The 17,382-nt window shown below is 65.0% G+C and carries 16 protein-coding genes and 1 tRNA gene; 2 read left to right on the forward strand and 15 right to left on the reverse strand.

Annotated features, from left to right (window positions below; translation table 11 throughout):
• Positions 1-4: 4 nt before the first annotated feature.
• The 8 genes from CXY77_RS19485 to CXY77_RS19525 all read right to left on the reverse strand — a co-directional run bounded on the left by CXY77_RS19485 (position 5) and on the right by CXY77_RS19525 (position 8,958).
• Complete coding sequence (locus tag CXY77_RS19485; RefSeq protein WP_092340157.1) at positions 5-2,464, reverse strand: RNA helicase; 2,460 nt, start codon at positions 2,462-2,464, stop codon at positions 5-7.
• A gap of 38 nt (positions 2,465-2,502) precedes the next feature.
• On the reverse strand, positions 2,503-3,255 hold the full coding sequence (tatC, locus tag CXY77_RS19490) for a twin-arginine translocase subunit TatC (RefSeq protein WP_092340218.1): 753 nt from the start codon (positions 3,253-3,255) through the stop codon (positions 2,503-2,505).
• A 45-nt stretch (positions 3,256-3,300) separates the two neighbouring features.
• Complete coding sequence (gene tatA, locus CXY77_RS20940; RefSeq protein ID WP_092340156.1) at positions 3,301-3,558, reverse strand: twin-arginine translocase TatA/TatE family subunit; 258 nt, start codon at positions 3,556-3,558, stop codon at positions 3,301-3,303.
• A 46-nt stretch (positions 3,559-3,604) separates the two neighbouring features.
• Positions 3,605-3,919 carry a hypothetical protein gene (locus tag CXY77_RS19500; protein WP_104090298.1) on the reverse strand — a complete coding sequence of 105 codons (315 nt, stop codon included), beginning with the start codon at positions 3,917-3,919 and terminating at the stop codon, positions 3,605-3,607.
• A 3-nt stretch (positions 3,920-3,922) separates the two neighbouring features.
• The gene (locus CXY77_RS21180; RefSeq protein ID WP_369831319.1) at positions 3,923-6,067 is read right to left on the reverse strand and encodes a helix-turn-helix transcriptional regulator; all 2,145 of its coding nucleotides are present in this window, start codon (positions 6,065-6,067) and stop codon (positions 3,923-3,925) included.
• 66 nt (positions 6,068-6,133) lie between these two features.
• Positions 6,134-7,072, reverse strand: coding sequence for an FKBP-type peptidyl-prolyl cis-trans isomerase (locus tag CXY77_RS19515; protein WP_092340154.1), 939 nt, complete (start codon positions 7,070-7,072; stop codon positions 6,134-6,136).
• A 120-nt stretch (positions 7,073-7,192) separates the two neighbouring features.
• Positions 7,193-8,194, reverse strand: a complete 1,002-nt coding sequence (locus CXY77_RS19520; RefSeq protein WP_104130759.1) for a tRNA (adenine-N1)-methyltransferase — start codon at positions 8,192-8,194, stop codon at positions 7,193-7,195.
• Positions 8,191-8,958 carry an HAD family phosphatase gene (locus tag CXY77_RS19525; protein WP_255410062.1) on the reverse strand — a complete coding sequence of 256 codons (768 nt, stop codon included), beginning with the start codon at positions 8,956-8,958 and terminating at the stop codon, positions 8,191-8,193. The genes CXY77_RS19520 and CXY77_RS19525 overlap by 4 nt, the downstream gene beginning before the upstream one ends.
• Before the next feature lie 81 nt (positions 8,959-9,039).
• On the opposite strand from CXY77_RS19525, the gene CXY77_RS19530 reads away from it, so the two are divergent.
• Entirely contained in the window at positions 9,040-10,008 is a 969-nt protein-coding gene (locus CXY77_RS19530) for a PAC2 family protein (RefSeq protein ID WP_092340152.1), read from the forward strand.
• Positions 10,009-10,011: 3 nt separating this feature from the next.
• Here CXY77_RS19530 and mshC read toward each other — a convergent pair whose 3' ends face one another.
• The 3 genes from mshC to CXY77_RS19545 all read right to left on the reverse strand — a co-directional run bounded on the left by mshC (position 10,012) and on the right by CXY77_RS19545 (position 13,679).
• The gene (gene mshC, locus CXY77_RS19535) at positions 10,012-11,319 is read right to left on the reverse strand and encodes a cysteine--1-D-myo-inosityl 2-amino-2-deoxy-alpha-D-glucopyranoside ligase (protein WP_104130760.1); all 1,308 of its coding nucleotides are present in this window, start codon (positions 11,317-11,319) and stop codon (positions 10,012-10,014) included.
• Between the two features lie 66 nt (positions 11,320-11,385).
• Positions 11,386-12,240, reverse strand: coding sequence for an undecaprenyl-diphosphate phosphatase (locus CXY77_RS19540; protein ID WP_104090301.1), 855 nt, complete (start codon positions 12,238-12,240; stop codon positions 11,386-11,388).
• 71 nt (positions 12,241-12,311) lie between these two features.
• The gene (locus tag CXY77_RS19545) at positions 12,312-13,679 is read right to left on the reverse strand and encodes a M20/M25/M40 family metallo-hydrolase (RefSeq protein ID WP_104090303.1); all 1,368 of its coding nucleotides are present in this window, start codon (positions 13,677-13,679) and stop codon (positions 12,312-12,314) included.
• 106 nt (positions 13,680-13,785) lie between these two features.
• Between CXY77_RS19545 and CXY77_RS19550 the strand changes: the two genes are divergently transcribed.
• Positions 13,786-13,870: transfer RNA gene (locus CXY77_RS19550), tRNA-Leu, on the forward strand.
• A gap of 90 nt (positions 13,871-13,960) precedes the next feature.
• On the opposite strand, the gene CXY77_RS19555 is transcribed toward CXY77_RS19550, so the two are convergent.
• The 4 genes from CXY77_RS19555 to CXY77_RS19570 form a co-directional block, all read right to left on the reverse strand.
• Positions 13,961-14,836 (reverse strand): ABC transporter permease, encoded by an 876-nt coding sequence (locus tag CXY77_RS19555; RefSeq protein ID WP_092340148.1) that lies wholly within the window; start codon positions 14,834-14,836, stop codon positions 13,961-13,963.
• Complete coding sequence (locus CXY77_RS19560; RefSeq protein ID WP_104130761.1) at positions 14,823-15,797, reverse strand: ABC transporter ATP-binding protein; 975 nt, start codon at positions 15,795-15,797, stop codon at positions 14,823-14,825. The genes CXY77_RS19555 and CXY77_RS19560 overlap by 14 nt, the downstream gene beginning before the upstream one ends.
• Positions 15,794-16,900, reverse strand: coding sequence for an outer membrane lipoprotein carrier protein LolA (locus CXY77_RS19565; RefSeq protein WP_104090522.1), 1,107 nt, complete (start codon positions 16,898-16,900; stop codon positions 15,794-15,796). The genes CXY77_RS19560 and CXY77_RS19565 overlap by 4 nt, the downstream gene beginning before the upstream one ends.
• A gap of 91 nt (positions 16,901-16,991) precedes the next feature.
• Positions 16,992-17,372: a hypothetical protein gene (locus CXY77_RS19570; protein WP_092340146.1), complete on the reverse strand. Its 381-nt coding sequence runs from the start codon at positions 17,370-17,372 to the stop codon at positions 16,992-16,994.
• Positions 17,373-17,382: the final 10 nt, after the last annotated feature.

Here is a 17,382-nt window from a genome sequence, read left to right on the forward strand (position 1 = left end):
GGGTTCAGGCCACCGAAGAGTAGGCGACAATGCCGCGACGGATGGCGTCCATGGCGCTCCGAGCGGTTGATCCGACCTGGGCGTCGCCGGCGATGGACAGTTGGTCAAGCAGATCGATGGTCTGTTTGGTCCAGCGCACGAAATCGCCGGCCGCCATCTCGGCCTCGTCGAGCACGTCGGCGAGCGATGCGCCGCGGGCCCACTTCCACATGGCGAGGCTGAGGCCAACGGCGAGCGGATTAGTGCCGGGGAGCTTGTGGTCACGCTCGAGGTCGTCGATGCGATTCCACAGCTCATGGGTGTCGTCCAACGCCGGGCGAAAAGGCCCCTTCGGCAGGTAGCGGGCATCGATGAGGCCCTCTTCACGTCGCGGCTCGAAGACGAGCGCGCAGGCCATCGCAGCGAGACTCGCGGCGTCGAGTTCGTTCCACAGGCCGCGGCGCAGGGATTCAGCAACCAGCAGGTCCCGTTCGGCGTAGATGCGGCGCAGAATCCGTCCGCTTTCGCTGAGCGCGATCGCACCGCTGGCATCGGATTCGAGATAGCCGTAGCCGAGCAGCACGTCGGTCACCCGGTCGAAAACGCGGGCGATCGCCCCAGTGCGTTGCGAGATTTGCTGGTTGAGGGCATCCGTCTGGCGTTTGAGCTTGAACCAGCGTTCCGCCCAGCGGGAGTGTGCCTCGCGATCTGCGCAGTGGTGGCAACCGTGGGCACGCATCTGTTTGCGGAGGCTGGCGACCTCACGCTGGCGTTTGTCGCGTTCCCCTCGCTGGGAGTTGTCGGCCTTGGTGCCCTCGCGCTCCACCTCGGTGAGACGCCGACGAATGGCCGAGTACTGCTCAAAATCTCCGAGGTGGCAGGTCATGCTGGTCTTGAACCCGGCCAGAGATTCCTCCTGCTGGCGCACGGAGCGGGCCAGATCGACGACGGCGCGGTCGGCCTGGAATTGGGCGAACGACGACTCGAGCACGCCGCGCGTTCGCGTGACCCCGAACTGGTCGATCAGATTGACGGCCATGTTGTAGGTTGGTTTGAAACTCGAATTCAGCGGATAGGTGCGCCGAGAGGCGAGCGAGGCGACGGCCTGCGGGTCGAGTCCCTGGGCCCACTGGATGACCGAGTGCCCAAGGGTGTCGATTCCGCGGCGACCGGCCCGACCGGTCAGCTGGGTGTACTCCCCCGGTGTGATCGGCACGCGCGCCTCACCGTTGAACTTCTCCAGTTTGTCGAGCACGACCGTGCGGGCAGGCATGTTGATGCCGAGGGCAAGCGTTTCGGTGGCAAAGACGGCCTTGACCAGCTTCTTCTGGAAGAGCTCCTCGACGACCTCCTTGAAGGCCGGCAGCAGACCAGCGTGGTGGGCCGCGACTCCGCGTTCGAGCCCGTCCAGCCACTCGAAGTAGCCAAGCACGCCGAGGTCTTCGTCCAGTAGGGTACGGCATCGATCGTCGACGATCTGGCGGATTTCTTCACGCTCGTGTTCCTGGGTCAGGCGTACCCCCGAACGGAGCACCTGTCGCACGGCCTGGTCGCAGCCGACCCGGCTGAAGATGAAAAAGATGGCCGGCAGCAGATGTTTACCGTCGAGCATACGCACGATGTCGCCGCGGTCCATCCGGCCGGCATCGAACTGAGGACGCTGCTTGTCATGACCCCGGTAGCCCCCGGATTGGCCGCCCTGACGACCGGAACCTCGGCCGCGCCCGCCGGCCGAACGTCCGCCGGCGTGTGCCAGACGCACGAGTTCAGGATTGACCCGATGCGTACCGATCAGTCCGGTGGAGTCGAACAGATCGAGCATATTGTTCTTGACCAGCACGTGCTGCTCGAGCGGAACTGGTCGCTCCTCAGACACGATCACGTCGGTCTCACCGCGCACTGCCTGCAGCCAATCGCCGAATTCTTCCGCGTTCGACACCGTCGCGCTGAGCGACACCATGCGCACCTGCTGTGGCAGATGGATGATCACTTCTTCCCAGACAGCTCCGCGAAAGCGGTCAGCGAGGTAGTGCACCTCGTCCATCACCACGAAGGCCAAGTCGGTCAGCAGATCGGAATCGGCGTAGAGCATGTTGCGCAGCACTTCTGTGGTCATGACCACGATGCGCGCCCCCGGGTTGACGTTGCTGTCTCCGGTAAGCAACCCGACCTGGTCAGCGCCGTACTCGGCCGCGAATTCCTGGAACTTCTGGTTGCTGAGCGCCTTCATCGGGGCCGTGTAGAACACCTTTGCACGGGACCGCTGCATCGCCAGGTAGATCGCGAATTCGGCCACGATCGTCTTGCCGGCTCCGGTCGGCGCCGCAACGAGCACGCTGTTGCCCGCCTCCAGGCACGCGCAGGCTTCACGCTGGAACGGGTCGAGGTCGAAGCCCAGGCCGCGCTCGAACCCCTGCAAGAGTGGCTGGGCGGCCCGGATGCGCGCAGCCGAGTACCGTTCGGCCGGCGATTGCGTGTGAGTCACGTGATCCTAACAATTACTGCAACGAGTCTCAGGTGAGACTAAAGCGCGAATTCTTTTTCGAAGGCGAGCACTTTTCTGGCCGCGCGCCGATCGTGCAGCCAAGCGATACCGTAGGCGGCAAAATACAACATGACCATGGGAATGGCCAGCAGGAACATTGACACCACGTCGGCGGCCGGGGTGGCGATCGCCGTGAACAGCACAATGACCAGAATCGCGATCCGCCAGGACTTGATGATCGACGCTGCGCTGATGACCCCGGCGAAGTTGAGCAGCACGATGAACACGGGCAGCACGAACGCGATACCGATCGCCACGACGAGCTTGAGCACAAAATCGAAGTAGCCCTGAGCGTTGATGAACGCCGAATCCTCCGTGGGGGCGAAACTCGTCATGAGCTCGACTACGTGCGGCAGGACGATCCAACCCGCGGCGCAGCCGGCCAGGAACAGCGGAATGGCCGTGAAGAGAAACCCGAAGGTGTATTTTTTCTCGGTTCGGGTGAGCCCCGGTACCAGAAAAGCGAAGACCTGATAGAGCCATACCGGGCTGGACACAATCAGACCGACGTAGAGCGAAATCTTCAGTTTGAGGTCGAAAGCGCTCGTGATGTCGGGGTAGTTGATCTGGGCGTTACGATGCTGGGCGTTGATGATGGCGTAAATGGGTTCACGCAGCTGATCCCAGACGAAGTCGGAGAGGAACCAACCCGCAATGGCCCCGATGAGGAGCCCGGCAGCAGCCAGGTAGAGGCGCTTGCGCAGTTCGATCAGGTGCTGCCCCAACGACATCTTTCCCGCTTTGGTCGCACTCCGCTCGGCGCGGACCATGCGGCGCTAAGGCTTCGCGGCGGGGTCGGTGGGGCCGACCGCGGTGGAGCCGGACGTCGTCGACGCGTCGTCGCCCGTGGTGCTCGTTGAGCGAGCAGGCGCGTTCGGATCGGGGTCGACCGCGTCGCTCTTGATCTCACTCTTGAAAATTTTCATCGACTGCCCCAGGCTGCGGGCGAGTCCCGGAAGCTTGGGCGCACCGAAAAGAAGCAGGACGACGACAAGGATGATCAGGAAGTGCCATCCGGTCAGGTTTTGCAGCATGAGGGTGTGTCCTCTGTGTCAGCGAGTATTGCAGCGGGCGTGGCGGTTAACGGGCGTGCCGCATCAGTTTACCCCGCACGATCCGCGCGTCGCGACGCACCTGGTTTCGGTGGGTGCGTTCTGCACGCAGTTGCTCGACCCTTCCCAGCAGCACGGCCGAATCTGCGAACACGGCCGGGATACCGACAGCAGAAGCCGCCAGCCCATCGAATTCGCCCGTGGGCAACTGACCGCGGAGCGATTCCAGCGCCTGCAGGGTGCCGCGAGCCTTCCGAAACAGCGAGAGGGCAAACCAGCTGAGCAGTGCGAGCAGTCCCAGTGTTAGACCAGTCCAGATGAGCAGCCACGACCACCACGGCATCGGCTACTCCTCCTCCGTCGGGCGCTGGCGGTCGGCGGCGTACTGGGCGAACCCGGCTGCGGCCCAGTCAGCGACCGCCTGGCGTGATTCGGCAGGTTCGAGAACGGTGACGATGCCGGCCAGGCCGGTGACCAGACGCTTGAGCGCGTGGGAATGGGCGACGCGCAGTGTGGTGCGAGTGCGTTCGCCTGATCCGACCGGCTCTGCGCGTTCGGGGCGGTAATCCGCCAGCAACGGCAGTGCCGTGGTCGGGAGCTCGAGTCGCACATCGACGTCTGTGGTCGACGCCTGAAACAGGGTATCGGGCAGAACCAGGTCGGTCGGGCGCGTGCTGCGTGGCACGTCCGTCACGCGCGGTTCGCTCATGCGGTCCAGTCGGAACGTTCGGACGGCTTCGCGGAGGTGGCACCAGCCGCGCAAGTACCAGTCGTTGTCGACGGACTCTATGCGCAGCGGGTCGACAAGCCGGTGTTCCTGGCCCCCGCGAGCGTTCAGATAGTCGAACTCAACCTGCATCTGCGTGCTGAGCGCCGTCTGGACGATGTCGCGGGTGGTGCCGGCATCGCGCTGGGCGACGGCCACCTGGGTCGGGGGCGCCGATGCGCTGCGGGTCAGCTTGGCCATCAGCGATGCGATGGCGTCGGTATCGGCATTGTCGGGCAGCGCCGACAGGTATTGTAAACCGGCGATCAACGCCGCGGCCTCGCGGGCGGAGAATCGCGGGGAATCGTCGATGGCGACCTGATGCGTGAGCACGATCCGATCGTTTGTTTCGAATTCGTCCCAGAGGATGTCAAACAGGTCGCCGTGCAGGTACTGGCGGGTCTCCCCGGGGATGCCGGACAGGGCAATGAGGCTGACCAGACCACGAACCCGTTCCGCCGACAGATCGAAGTGCTTCGCCACCTCGGTGACACTGACGCGCCCCTGATCGATAAGGTACGGAACGAGGGACAGCAGCAGCGTGAGCTGGTCGCCGGCCACCCGTGGTTGGGAAGCTGCACCCGACCGCGCGCGCAGCGACTGTGTTCGGCGGCGAGGCGTACTTCCGGACGATCCGGCGGGCCGGGGGCCCGCATGAGCGTCCCTGACGGCGAGCAGCCGATTCTCCACCGCGGTGCGCAGGGCGAGCGGACTCTCGACGACTACTTCCGGGCCAAATCCGGCCAGTTCGTCGGCGAGGATATTCAGGTCGGTGAAGTGCAGGAGGCGCTCGACTCCGGCGGACTGCTGGCCTGGGGGTACCGGGTGCTGCGCAGCCTGGCGCGCGCCGAGACGAACAGCGGCGTCGGACCCGGGTACGACGGCGATGCGGGCGATATTACCGGCCCAGAGAGCCTCGAGTTCGGCCAGGGCTCGAGCACTGTCGGTCGCACAATCGATAACCGGACCCGGAGTCGCGTTGGCGACCGCAGCCGCTGTGCTGACGACTGCGACAGCGCCGACGATGCGAGACAGCAGAAACGTGCGTGGGGCGTGAACGGCCTCATCCGTGGCGTACAGGTGCCAGCGGCCTTCGTGCTGCACGAGCGCGCGCGGAGCAACCACACGACGCGCCGGTGTGGTTTCCCCCGGCTTGAGGTACAGAAAAACCACGACCTGCGCACGGTCAAGCGCCTTGCTGAGTGGTTCGAAACTCGCATCGCGCGTGCGCAGTAAGGGCGCGTAGCCGAGTACCGGTTCGCTCGGTTCAATGCCGAGCGAGTTCAACTTCATCAGGGCACGGCGAGACTCCCCCGACAGGGATCCTTCGCGCCACACCGTGCCTGCCAGTTTCAGGAGGGACACCTCGCTGGGAGTGAAGGTCACGTCGGCGGGCAGGTCGTAGAGACCCTTCGGAATTCGATAGCGCAGAAAGTGGTTACTTCCCGGATCGTCCGGGGGCTCAATCGTCTCGAGCGGAATGCCCAGCTCACGGAGGTCGTCCTTGTCGCGTTCAAACTGGCGCTCCAGGCTCTCGTTCGAACCGGCGGGTACATAGCGCTGCCGGTAGCCCTGCACGTTCTGGAGGATGTCAGCCTTGGTCAACCCCGAATCCGTCGCCACGAGGGCCAGGACCAGGCTGAACAGTCGCTCAGGAGCCGTAATCGCCGATGGTTTGGGACCGGTTTCCTCGGTCGAATCGGGATGCAGAGGCGTCGAAGTCACTGTGTGATCCTATCGCCCGAACCAGGCGTCAGACGCGGTGGCACGGGCGCGGTGGGAACGCCACAATCAGTTGATGCCCAGAATATCGACCGAGTACACCAGCGTTGAACCAGCCGGGACCTGGCCCTGCGCCGCTGGGCCAAAGCCCAGCGCTGGCGGAACGACAACGACCAGCTGGGAGCCAACGGTTTGACCAGAAATCGCGGTGGCCAGGCCCTGCGGAAGGTCAGAAAGTGGCACTACCCGAGGCGTTCTCGTCGCCCACGTGGACTCGAAGACCTTGTCACTCGCCCACAAGAGGCCGGTGTAGTGGATCACCACGGTAGCGTCTGACGCGACCTTCTCGCCGGTTCCCTTCTTGAGCACGCCGAATTCCAGCGCTTTCGGCACATCACCGGAGGGAAGGACGATTCCAGGGGTGCCGTCGGCATCGAGGACGACGGCAGGAAGACCGTTCGCGACGGCCTGGTCGGCTCCATCTGCTCGCGGCAGGAAGGCCTTCACGATGTCAACGACGAGCACGAGAGAATCCGTCGCGCTGACGCGCAGTTGATCGTTGACGCCGATGCCGTCGTCCGGCGCGATGACGACCGCGATGCGCTCACCCACGCGCGCACAGACCAGACCGGCGACAAATCCGGGATTGGTAGCATCGCCCAGTCCGAACTCCACGGCGGTACTGCCGTCGAAAGCGCTCAGCTGCAGAGGCTCGCCGGTCGTGCCGTTGTACAGGTTCGACTCGACGGAGACCATCTGGCCGGGAACGACCTGCGGCCCTGAACCCGCGATGATTTCGGTGCGCTGCGTAGTGGATGACTTCAAGGGTGTCGGAAAGCTGATGTCCGGAACAGCGCCGAAATCACCGGTCACCGAGACCAGTTTCGACGCGGCGCCCGAGGGCGCCCCAGCGTCACAGGATGCCTGAGCAGTGCCGGGGCCGGCACACGCGGTCAGTGCCGTCATCACGAGGCCGGCGGTGATGATCAGCGCGGATGCTTTGCGCACAGGTCCTTCTTTCAGTACAGGGTGGTGCGCAGCGTGGATCTGTTGCGCGGGTGTGAGGGGTGCGGGTGCTACGGGGGCGCAGGCTTCGGCGTGGTACAACCAGAAGGGCCGGGACTCATCCTAACCGGCGTTGAGGCCTCGGGCCTTGGAAAGCTCCGCGCTGGATCCCGCGGCGCGCACGCGCTTGCGCATGACCTTCGCGCTGACGTTGCGCTCACCGAGCGCTCCCGGCGTCCAGGCTTCGACATCGGCGTCGCTGAAGTCCGTCTTCGACGGACGCCGCTTCAATTCGGGCAGGATCGTGTCGGGCGCGAGGCGACGAGCCGTGATCAGAAAACCGGTGTGGCCGATCATGCGGTGGTCGGGTCGTACCGCGAGACCTTCCACATGCCATCCGCGAATCATCGTTTCGTTGGAATCCGGATTGGTGTAAAAACCGGTACCGCGGATGGCCTCGGCCACGCGGGACAGCTGCGTCACCGTGGCGACGTAGCAGAGCAGCACTCCCCCGGGCTTGAGAGCTTCGGAGACTGCGCCCAGGCATTCCCAGGGCGCCAGCATGTCCAGGACCACCCGGTCGACGCTGTGCGACGGCATGGTGTCGGGCAGCGTCTCGGCGAGGTCGCCGAGCGTGATGGTCCAGTTCTGCGGATCATTTCCGAGGAAGGTGGCGATGTTGTCGCGGGCGACATCGGCGAATTCTTCACGCCGTTCGAAGGATGCGAGACGGCCGGCCGGTCCGATTGCGCGAAGCAGCCAGAGAGACAGTGCCCCGGAACCGACTCCGGCCTCGACGACAGTGGCACCGGGAAAGATGTCCGCCTGCGCCAGAATCTGGGCAGCGTCCTTGGGATAGATGATGGCGGCACCGCGCGGCATGCTCATCACGAAGTCCACCAGCAGCGGGCGCAGCGCGAGGTGTTCAACGCCGACGTTGTTGGTGACGACCGAGCCGTCGGGCTGCCCGATGATGTCGTCGTGCGCGAGAATGCCGCGATGGGTGTGAAAGGTCAGACCTTCCTGAAGGGTGATGGTGTTCATGCGCCCTTTGGGCCCGGTGAGTTGCACCCGGTCGCCAATGCGAAAGAGTCCACTGTATTGAATAACCTGGTTGCTGCTCATGCGAGTGGTGCGCTTTCGTTGCGGGCGAACCCGGTGGGGGCGAGAGAATGAACGGGAGCGGCCGAATCGGAACGCTCCGAGGAGTGGAACAACGCCGCAATGTCGTGGATCGTTCGCCCGTCGAGCGTCGACCAGCGCGTGTACAGGGCGCTCTCCGGCAGGTCGATCTGGTGGGGAACGGCGATGGTGATGGTGCCGGCAGCGACGGCGGATTCGACACCGGGCCCGGAATCCTCGATCGCGATGCATTCCGCCGGGTTGACGCCGAGTTGCCGGGCGGCGACCAGGTAGGGATCCGGATGCGGCTTGCTGTTTTCGACCATGTCGCCGGCGACGACAACGTCGAAGGCTGCAAAGTCGATGAGGTCGATGATCTGGCGGGCCATCCGCTCCACCGACATGGTGACGAGCGCAGTCGGCACGCCGGCCACCTTCAGCTGCTGCAGGAGCTCACGAGAACCGGGACGCCAGGGAATGCCGTGTTCGGCCAGCTGCTCCTGCACGCGGTCGGTGAGGCGCGCGACGATGGCATCCGGGGTGAGGTCCACCCCGCGCGATTGCAGGATCGCTGCCGAGTTCCACAGTCCGGACCCGACCAGCAGCATGCCGTCGTCGTGGGTCCAGACACCGCCGAATTCGGCTACCAGCTCGGTTTCCGCGCGCATCCAGTACGGTTCGGTGTCAACGATCGTGCCGTCCATGTCCCAGAGGACAGCGGCGGGGAGGGAAGCGGGCGTGGGCAGCGGCAGAGGAAAAACATTCACGGGGTTCAAGTGTAGGGCCACCGCCTATCCTTGACTGAAGGCCCTCCACGCGGAAGGCACGAGGAATTGAGGACAAACACGGTGGCTGACGGTAATGGGTTTCTGGGCGGACGGCTGCTAGTCGTTGCTTTCGAAGGCTGGAATGACGCCGGCGAGGCCGCAACGGGCGCGGTTCGCGCGCTGAAGGAACTCCTCGACGTCGAGATGATCACCGAGGTCGATCCGGAGTTGTACTTCGATTACCAGTTCAATCGGCCGACCGTGTCAACCAATGAAGATGGCGTGCGCTCGCTCGGCTGGCCGAGCGCGATCATGTACGGCCCGACGAATCCCGGTGTGGCCGGTGTGCCGCTGGCCGACGACGCGCAGCTGCGCGTCAGTGGAACGAATGCTGGCAACATCTACCTGCTGATCGGTACGGAGCCGTCGCGCAGTTGGAAGAGTTTTGCCGCGGAGATTCTCGACGCCGCCCTCGCCGCTGACGTGAGCGGCGTCGTGTTCCTCGGGGCGATGCTCGCCGATGTTCCGCATACCCGGCCCATTTCGATCTTCGTGTCGAGCGATAACGCCCAGGTGCGCGCCGAACTGCAGATCGAACGCAGTAATTACGAGGGTCCGGTTGGCATTCTCAGCGTTCTGTCGGACGCCGCGGAGACGGTGGGAATTCCCACCCTGTCGATTTGGGCATCCGTTCCCCACTACGTGCACAACGCACCGTCGCCCAAGGCGATGCTCGCTTTGATCGACAAGCTGGAAGAGGTCATCGACGTGGTGATCCCCCGGGGCGTGCTGGTAACCGAGGCCGCCGATTGGGAGAGCGGTATCGATGTGCTGGCCGGTGAGGATGAGGAGATGGCCGCGTACATCGCCCAGCTGGAGCAGGCCCGCGACACGGTCGACTCGCCGGAGGCGAGCGGCGAGGCCATCGCGCAGGAATTCGAGAAGTACCTGCGCAAGCGCGGTACCGACGGACGCGACGGACGTGCCGATGGTCGGCCAGACGGCCGCTCCGACGGGCCCGGCACCAGGCCCGACGGGCCACGGCACTAGGCCTTACAGAGCGACGCCGAGGAGAGCGCTGATGGCCTGATTGACCAGTGCGACGTCATCGAGCTCACTGGCGACCGCGTCGTCAATGAGCTGCAGGGCCTGTGGTGTGTCCAGGTCGTGGCGCAGTGCGAGGCGGAGGGCGTCGACCAGAGCGGCAGCCGAACCAGGTGTTGCTGTACTGGCGGCACGATCGGAGGCGTTCACGGCGACCGTGCCGAGCGACGCAGCACCGAACGCCGCCGACCAGGCGGACAGGCGCGCGACGGCCTCGTCCAGGAGCGCGGCGGTCCATTCCCAGTCGGTTCGGTAGTGCCGGGCCAGCAGAGCCAGCCGGATCGCGCGCGGGTCAAAATTCTGGGCACGAAGTCTCGAGACCAGTACAAGGTTGCCGAGGGACTTGCTCATCTTCTCGCCCCGGTAGGCGACCATGCCGGTGTGGCTGTAGACCCCGGCGAGCGGATGCCCGGACAGCGCCTCCGCGTGCCCGGCGCTCATATCGTGGTGCGGGAAGATCAGGTCTGATCCGCCACCCTGCACGGTGAAGTCGGTCCCGAGCTCTTTGAGGGCGATGACCGAACATTCGATGTGCCAACCGGGGCGCCCGGCGCCGACGGGCGATTCCCAGACGGGTTCGCCGGCGCGCGCCGCCTTCCAGAGCAGGGGGTCGAGGCGATCGCGCTTGCCTGCCCGGTCGGGGTCTCCCCCGCGCTCGGCGAAGAGTCGGAGCATGCTGACCGGGTCGAGGTTGCTCTCGTCGCCCAGGGTCCAGTCCGTGCTGGCTTCGGCGGCCTGAATATCGAAATAGAGGTCGGCGGCGATCGTTCCGTCGGCGCCGGCGATGGCGTCGTCGGTCGGTACCGGGTAGGCCAGTCCGGCTTGCTGCAGCAGCGCGACGGCAGCGGCGACCTCGTCAATGACCTCGGTCACGGCGACGAAGTCGTTCGGCGGAATGATGCCGAGGGCCTGCATGTCGGTGCGGAACAGATCAACCTGGGACTCGGCCAGGTCGCGCCAGTTGACGCCGGTGGCGCTCGCCCGCTCCAGGAGCGGGTCGTCGACATCCGTCACGTTCTGGGCATAGTGCACGCGAAACCCGGCGTCGATCCAGACCCGCTGCAGGGTGTCGAAGGCGAGGTAAGTGTTTGCGTGGCCGATGTGGGTGGCGTCGTACGGCGTGATGCCGCAGACGTAGAGCCGGGCTGCATCGCGTGGCTGGGCCAGCACCAGGCTGTCAGTTTTCGTATCATGGAGCCAGGGTGCACCCGACTCGCCGGGGACGGAGACAATTTCGGGTCGTTCCCATGCACGCATTGAACCAGCCTAGCTTTGATGCGGCAGTGGTTTCGCGCCCCGGCCGATCGGGCCGGGGCGTTATGGCTAGGCCGAGATGACGTTGGTGCCGAGAAGCACGAACAGCACGATGCCCAGCACGATGCGATAGATCACGAACGGCAGAAAACTCCGCTTAGAAATGTAGTTCATGAAGAACGCGATGACTCCGAGGGCGACGATGAAGGCAATGACCGTCGCGACCAATATTTCGAGCGGTCCGAAAATCTCCGGAGTACACGTCGTCGCGCCGGCCAGGCAGGGATCGGCGATGGACTTGTAGACCTGGTAGAAGCCACTACCAAGCACGGCGGGAATCGCCAGCAGGAAGGCGTAGCGGGCCGCTGCGGCGCGCTCGTAGCCGAGGAACAGCCCGGCGGTGATGGTTCCACCCGAGCGGGACACGCCGGGGATGAGCGCGAGTGCCTGGGCGAAACCATAGATTGCGCCGTGCCCGTAGGTAATGTCTCGCAGTTGGCGCCTCTTGGCACCGACGTGGTCGGCGATGCCAAGCAGGATTCCAAAGACGATGAGCATGGTTGCGGTGATCCAGAGCGAGCGCAGCACGGTCTCGATCTGGTTTTGAAACAGCAGGCCGAGCACGATGATCGGCAGCGAGCCGAGGATGATCAGCCAGCCCATGCGGGCATCCGGATCCTTGCGGGAAACCCGGCCGGTGAGGGACTTGGCCCACTGGCCGATGATGCGCACGATGTCACGCCAGAAGAAAATGACGACGGCAGCCTCGGTGCCGATCTGGGTGATGGCCGTGAACCGAGCCCCCGGGTCTTCACCGGTGCCGAGAAACTGGCCGACGATCGTGATGTGGGCACTCGACGACACCGGAAGAAATTCGGTCAACCCCTGAACGAGGCCCAGGATGATCGCATTCAGAAAGTCCACGCGCTTCGCTTTCTCAGATTTTTTTCAGCTGACGCCGACTGAGCTCAAACCCGTTGGGATCGAACCTGGTGCTAGTAACTGGAGAACAGGTCGGTCAGAACCTGCCTGCCAAACACTAATGCGTCCAGCGGCACCCGCTCATCCACTCCGTGGAACATCGCAGGAAAGTCCAAGTCGGCCGGGAGGCGAAGTGGTGCAAAACCGTAGCCCTTGATGCCGAGCGTGCTGAGCGCCTTGTTGTCGGTTCCCGCCGACAACAGGTAGGGCAACACCGGGGCTCCGGGGTCGTGGCGCTCCAGAGTGCCCACGACGGCCTCGATCAGCGGTCCGCTGAATTCGGTCTCCAAACCGATATCGCGGTGCATCGTGACGATCTCTATGTCGGAACCGACAATCTCCTGAATCTGGGCGAGTACGAGGTCTTCCTCGCCCGGCAGCGATCGAATGTCGATGAGGGCTTCGGCCATGTCCGGGATGACGTTGTGCTTGTAGCCGGCGGTCAGGCCGGTGGGGTTGGCCGTCGTGCGCAGGCTGGCCTGGATGAAACCGGAAGCCGTGCCGGTTGCCAGGGCGAGTTCGTCGGGGCCGACCCGCTGCGGATCGACATCGAGAATGCGAGCGATTTCGCCGAGCAGCTGCTCGGTCGTATCGGTCAGGCGAATCGGCCACTCGTGCCGTCCGAGTTTCGCCACGGCGCCTGCAAGTCGGGTGATGGCGTTGTTCGGGTGCATGCGGGAGCCGTGTCCGGCCTCGCCGCGCGCGACGAGCTTGACCCAGATCAGCGCCTTCTCCCCGGTTTGCAGCAGGTAGGCGCGTTTGCCGCCGAGCGTGATCGAGTAGCCACCGACCTCGCTGATGGCTTCGGCGGCTCCGTCGAACAGGTGCGGGTGTTCCTTGACCAGAAAGTGCGAACCAAGCACGCCGCCGGCCTCTTCGTCGGCGAAGAACGCGATGACGAGGTCACGCTCCGGTGCGCCTTGGGCGGCGATCACGTCTTGCAGGGACGCCAGGATCATGGCGTCCATGTTCTTCATGTCGACGGCACCACGACCCCAGAGCAGTCCGTCCTTGATGACGCCGGCGAACGGATCAACGCTCCAGTTGGCCGCGTCGGCCGGCACAACGTCGAGGTGACCATGCACGACCAGGGCGCTCCGCGACGCATCGCGGCCCTTCACCCTGGCCACCACGCTGGTTCGGCCCGGTTCGGAATCGAACAGCTCGGGCTTCAGGCCGAGGCCGCGCAGCTTCTCGGCCACGTACTCGGCGGCATCCGTTTCGCCGTTGGAGCGACCCTCACCGTAGTTCGTGGTATCGAAGCGGATGAGATCCCGCGCGATTTCGGCGGTCAGGTCGAGTTTCTGGGCGACCGCTGCGGGCGGGCTACCCACTGAATCAGCGGAAGTTGCGGCCGGGGGCACGTTCGAAAGGGAAGCCATGGTCAAACGCTACCCGTCGGCGCCGGCGCCGGTGACACAACGGGTGTTCTAATCCGTGCTAAGTTATTACCTCGGCAGCCGGTTCATCCGGAGGCCGTTTCACCCAGTCCGGGTGGCGGAATTGGTAGACGCGCTGGCTTGAGGTGCCAGTGCCCGTTAAGGGCGTGTGGGTTCAATTCCCATCTCGGACACGGAGATTTCTTTCGAGAAATCAACGAGGACTGGTTGAGACAGTTCACAGGGCCGGATCCATTGGATCCGGCCCTGTCTCGTTAACTCCGTCAGGACAGGATGTCCTTGGTCACGAAACGGCTGTAGGCCAGCGCCCCGAAAACGGCCAGGTAACCCAGCTGCACGATCGCATTCTGACCGAACGAGCCGAGGTCGAGAGGCTGCCGCAGCAGGTCGGCGAAACCGAGCCAGTAGTGGCTGAACAGCCACGGGTGCAGCCAGGACAGCTGCGGAATCACATCGAGGATCTGCGCGACCACCGAGACCACGATCGTCGCCGCCATGGCCCCGACGGGAACGTCGGTGAGCGTGGAAATGAACAGCCCGATCATCGACAGGCCCAGCAGGGACACCGTGACATAGGCCGCCACCAGCAGTGAGCGCGCGAGCGACTCGCTGACGCTGATGGTGTCGCCGGAGAGCAGCGTGACCGGGCCGACCGGGAAGAGCGCGGCCCCGATAATCGCTCCGGACACCGTGAGGGTCAGCGTCGCCACGAGGCAGAACAGGGCAGCTCCGGCATATTTGACGAGCAGGAGCCGCACACGGCCGGCCGGCGCCACCAGCAGGTAGCGCAGGGTGCCGAGGCCCGCTTCCCCGGCGATGGTATCCCCGGCGACCACACCGATGGTCAGCGGCAGGAACAGCGGGATAGCGACGACCATGGCGGTGAAGCCCACGAAAAGACCGTTCTGGGTCACTCGATCCAGAAACGGCGGTCCCTCCCCCGGGGCCAGCGCCTCCGACGACAGACGCACGGCCACAGCGAGCAGAATGGGGATGAGCGCCACGGCGACCAGCATGGCCCAGGTGCGGCGCCGACGAAACAGTACCGAGATTTCGGAGCCGAGCAGCGACCATCCGCTGCCGCGGCGCGCCGACACTACGCTCGGGCGTTCGCCCGGCAGAACCTCACTGGACGACATCGAAACCCTCCCCGGTCAGTGCGACGAAGCTTTCTTCGAGGCTCGGTTCCTCGATCGCGAAGCCGCGAATGCGCACTTCGCTGGCCACGAGAGCCGTCACGATCGCCTCCGGCAGCCAGCTCGTGCCGACGAGCGGCGCGGTTACGATCGAGTCACCATCATCAGGCGATCCCGCCTGCGGCATCAGACCGAGGTGGGTGAGCACGCGCACCGCGCCCGCGGTATCCGGGGTACGCACGCGGATCCGGGTCTCGCCGACCGCACGCAGAGCGGCCAGGGTGCCCTGGGCGACGATGCTGCCGGCGCTCATCACGGCGGCGTGCGTGCACATCTGTTCGACCTCGGCCAGCAGATGGCTGGAAACGAACACGGTCGTGCCCTCGGCGGCCAGTGAGCGCACCAAGCTGCGGACTTCCCGGGTGCCCTGGGGGTCGAGTCCGTTCGTGGGCTCATCGAGGATGAGCAGCTCCCTGGGGAGCAGCAAGGCGTTGGCGATGCCCAGCCGTTGCTTCATGCCAAGTGAATAGGCGTGCACCTTCTTGTCGGCGGCGTGGGTGAGGCCCACGCGTTCCAGGGCCAGCTGCACCCGAGCCCGGCGGGTCGCTCCTGGCGCGTACTGATCGGCGGTGTCCAGCCGCCGCAAGTTGGCCGCCCCGGAGAGAAAGGGATAGAAGGCGGGACCTTCAGCCAGGGCGCCCACGCGGGGCAGAACATCGTGCAGCCCGGCCGGCATGGTCCGACCGAGCACGGTGATCGTTCCGCTGCTGGCCTGGCTGAGGGCCAACAGCATGCGAATCGTGGTGGTCTTACCGGAACCGTTCGGACCGAGAAAACCGAAGACGGAACCGCGGGGAACGGCGAGGTCGATGCCGTTCACCGCGGTTTGGCTGCCAAACCGTTTGGTCAGCCCCCGACTCTCGATGGCGAGGCTTGGGGCGGGCGGGGTGAGCGCCGGGGTCACTCGGCGGCGGCCTGGAGCTGCGCCAATGGAACTGCCCCGGCGAAGACGCGACCGTCGGTGGCCAGGAATACCGTCAGGAGTGACGTGGTCAGTGTACGACCGCCGGCGACGGGTTCGGTGAGCTGCTCGAGCATGGGATTATCGCCCAACTCGGCCGGTACGGCGAGGGCGGGCACCTCGATGATGCTGGACCAGCCGGTGCCCGTGATGACCGGGGACCCTCCCGCTGCCGGGCTGTGGTCGCCCGTGTCGCTGGCGGCAGAGCCGTCGGGCTTGGTCGGGAAGGCCGGGGTCGTCACCGTGGCGGTAACCGGCGGCACGAAGTCGAATAGGTCAGCGTTTGGAGCGGAGAAGTCAATGGTGGTGAAGCCCACCTGCAGCGCGGGTGCGCTCTGGCCCCGGGCCTCGACGGTCACTTGCAGCGGCAGGCCGGTCTCGGAGTCCACCGCGATTGAAACGGATGCGACGAGGGTGTCGGTCGCTTTCGGCGTCAGGACCAGCTGATAGACGTTACGGCCGGCGACCCGGGCGTCGGTGCCCACCGAGACCGCTGTGCTCGGGTCAAGGTTGGCGAGGAAACGTTCGGCGACCTGAGCCGGAGATGACAGGTCGGCCGGGAGCTGTGACTCGAGTTCGGCGGCCTTCGCCTGGGCGGTGGCGGCAAGATCGGCCGGAATGCTCAGATGAGTCGCCGCGTTCGTGCTCGAGTCGTACAACCAAACGTCGCTGCCGTTGTGCACGACATCGCGCTCAGCCATCCGGTCCTTGATCTGCACGCGGGACTGGCTCTCGCCACCGACGTACACACGAAACTCGTGGGAGCCGCTGAGCAATTCGAGGGCCGTGCTCACGGCAGCGGCCGACGACGTGCCGGGCATTCCCGCGCCCAGGTCAAGACTGGGCAGGCCCAGATCAGTGGTTTGGGCGACCGTTCCGGAGAAGGTCGACACGGTGCTGTCGTTGACCAGGAGCAGAACCTGCTCGGCCGTCTTGTCGGGCAGATCGACGGCAGCACCGGCCGCAAGCGGCGCGGCGATGACCGCTGCGACGACAACGGCCGGCACGACGATGGCAGGGAGCCACTTCAATGAATTGCGGGACATGATCAACGGCCCGATGCGTTCAGATTCATACCGTGATCGTACGCCCTGCGCGGTGCCCATCGGCCACGCGATCAGCGTACTTTCAGCAGGGTCAGGTCGGTTCGGGCGGGCTCAGCGCCTCATCGGTGATGCCGATGAACTGGCTGCCGATGCCGTCACACTCGGTGCGGCCAAAACCGGCGGCCGGTTCGGGCAACTCATCGAAGCCGTGGTTGGAGCAGCTGATGTAGGTGAACGTCGGCCACCATTTCTTGGGGCGAACAGCTTCGGTGTACCCGCAGATCGTGCAGGTCAGCTGCGCCCAGACGGGCTTTTTGCCGGTGCGATTGGCTCGCGACTGCACCAGCCAGGCCGGCGGTTCGGCCTCTAGTTTGGCGAGCTGGCCCTCGCTGAGGCGTGAGGGAATTCCGTGGCGTGCCGCCATTTCCAACGGTATGTCCAGGCGCAGTGCTACTTCTCGTCGCGTAATCATCTTTGGACAA

Origin of the sequence: Cryobacterium sp. N21 (assembly GCF_002929575.1) — a bacterium.
Taxonomy (GTDB): domain Bacteria; phylum Actinomycetota; class Actinomycetes; order Actinomycetales; family Microbacteriaceae; genus Cryobacterium; species Cryobacterium flavum.

Bases quoted from the DNA above. Each gene is read 5' to 3' on its own strand.
- tatC (WP_092340218.1), bottom strand. From the start codon at position 3,255: ATGTCGTTGGGGCAGCACCTGATCGAACTGCGCAAGCGCCTCTACCTG.
- tatA (WP_092340156.1), bottom strand. From the start codon at position 3,558: ATGCTGCAAAACCTGACCGGATGGCACTTCCTGATCATCCTTGTCGTC.
- CXY77_RS19500 (WP_104090298.1), bottom strand. From the start codon at position 3,919: ATGCCGTGGTGGTCGTGGCTGCTCATCTGGACTGGTCTAACACTGGGA.
- CXY77_RS19520 (WP_104130759.1), bottom strand. From the start codon at position 8,194: ATGAGCAGCAACCAGGTTATTCAATACAGTGGACTCTTTCGCATTGGC.
- mshC (WP_104130760.1), bottom strand. From the start codon at position 11,319: ATGCGTGCATGGGAACGACCCGAAATTGTCTCCGTCCCCGGCGAGTCG.
- CXY77_RS19545 (WP_104090303.1), bottom strand. From the start codon at position 13,679: ATGGCTTCCCTTTCGAACGTGCCCCCGGCCGCAACTTCCGCTGATTCA.
- CXY77_RS19555 (WP_092340148.1), bottom strand. From the start codon at position 14,836: ATGTCGTCCAGTGAGGTTCTGCCGGGCGAACGCCCGAGCGTAGTGTCG.
- CXY77_RS19565 (WP_104090522.1), bottom strand. From the start codon at position 16,900: ATGTCCCGCAATTCATTGAAGTGGCTCCCTGCCATCGTCGTGCCGGCC.
- CXY77_RS19570 (WP_092340146.1), bottom strand. From the start codon at position 17,372: ATGATTACGCGACGAGAAGTAGCACTGCGCCTGGACATACCGTTGGAA.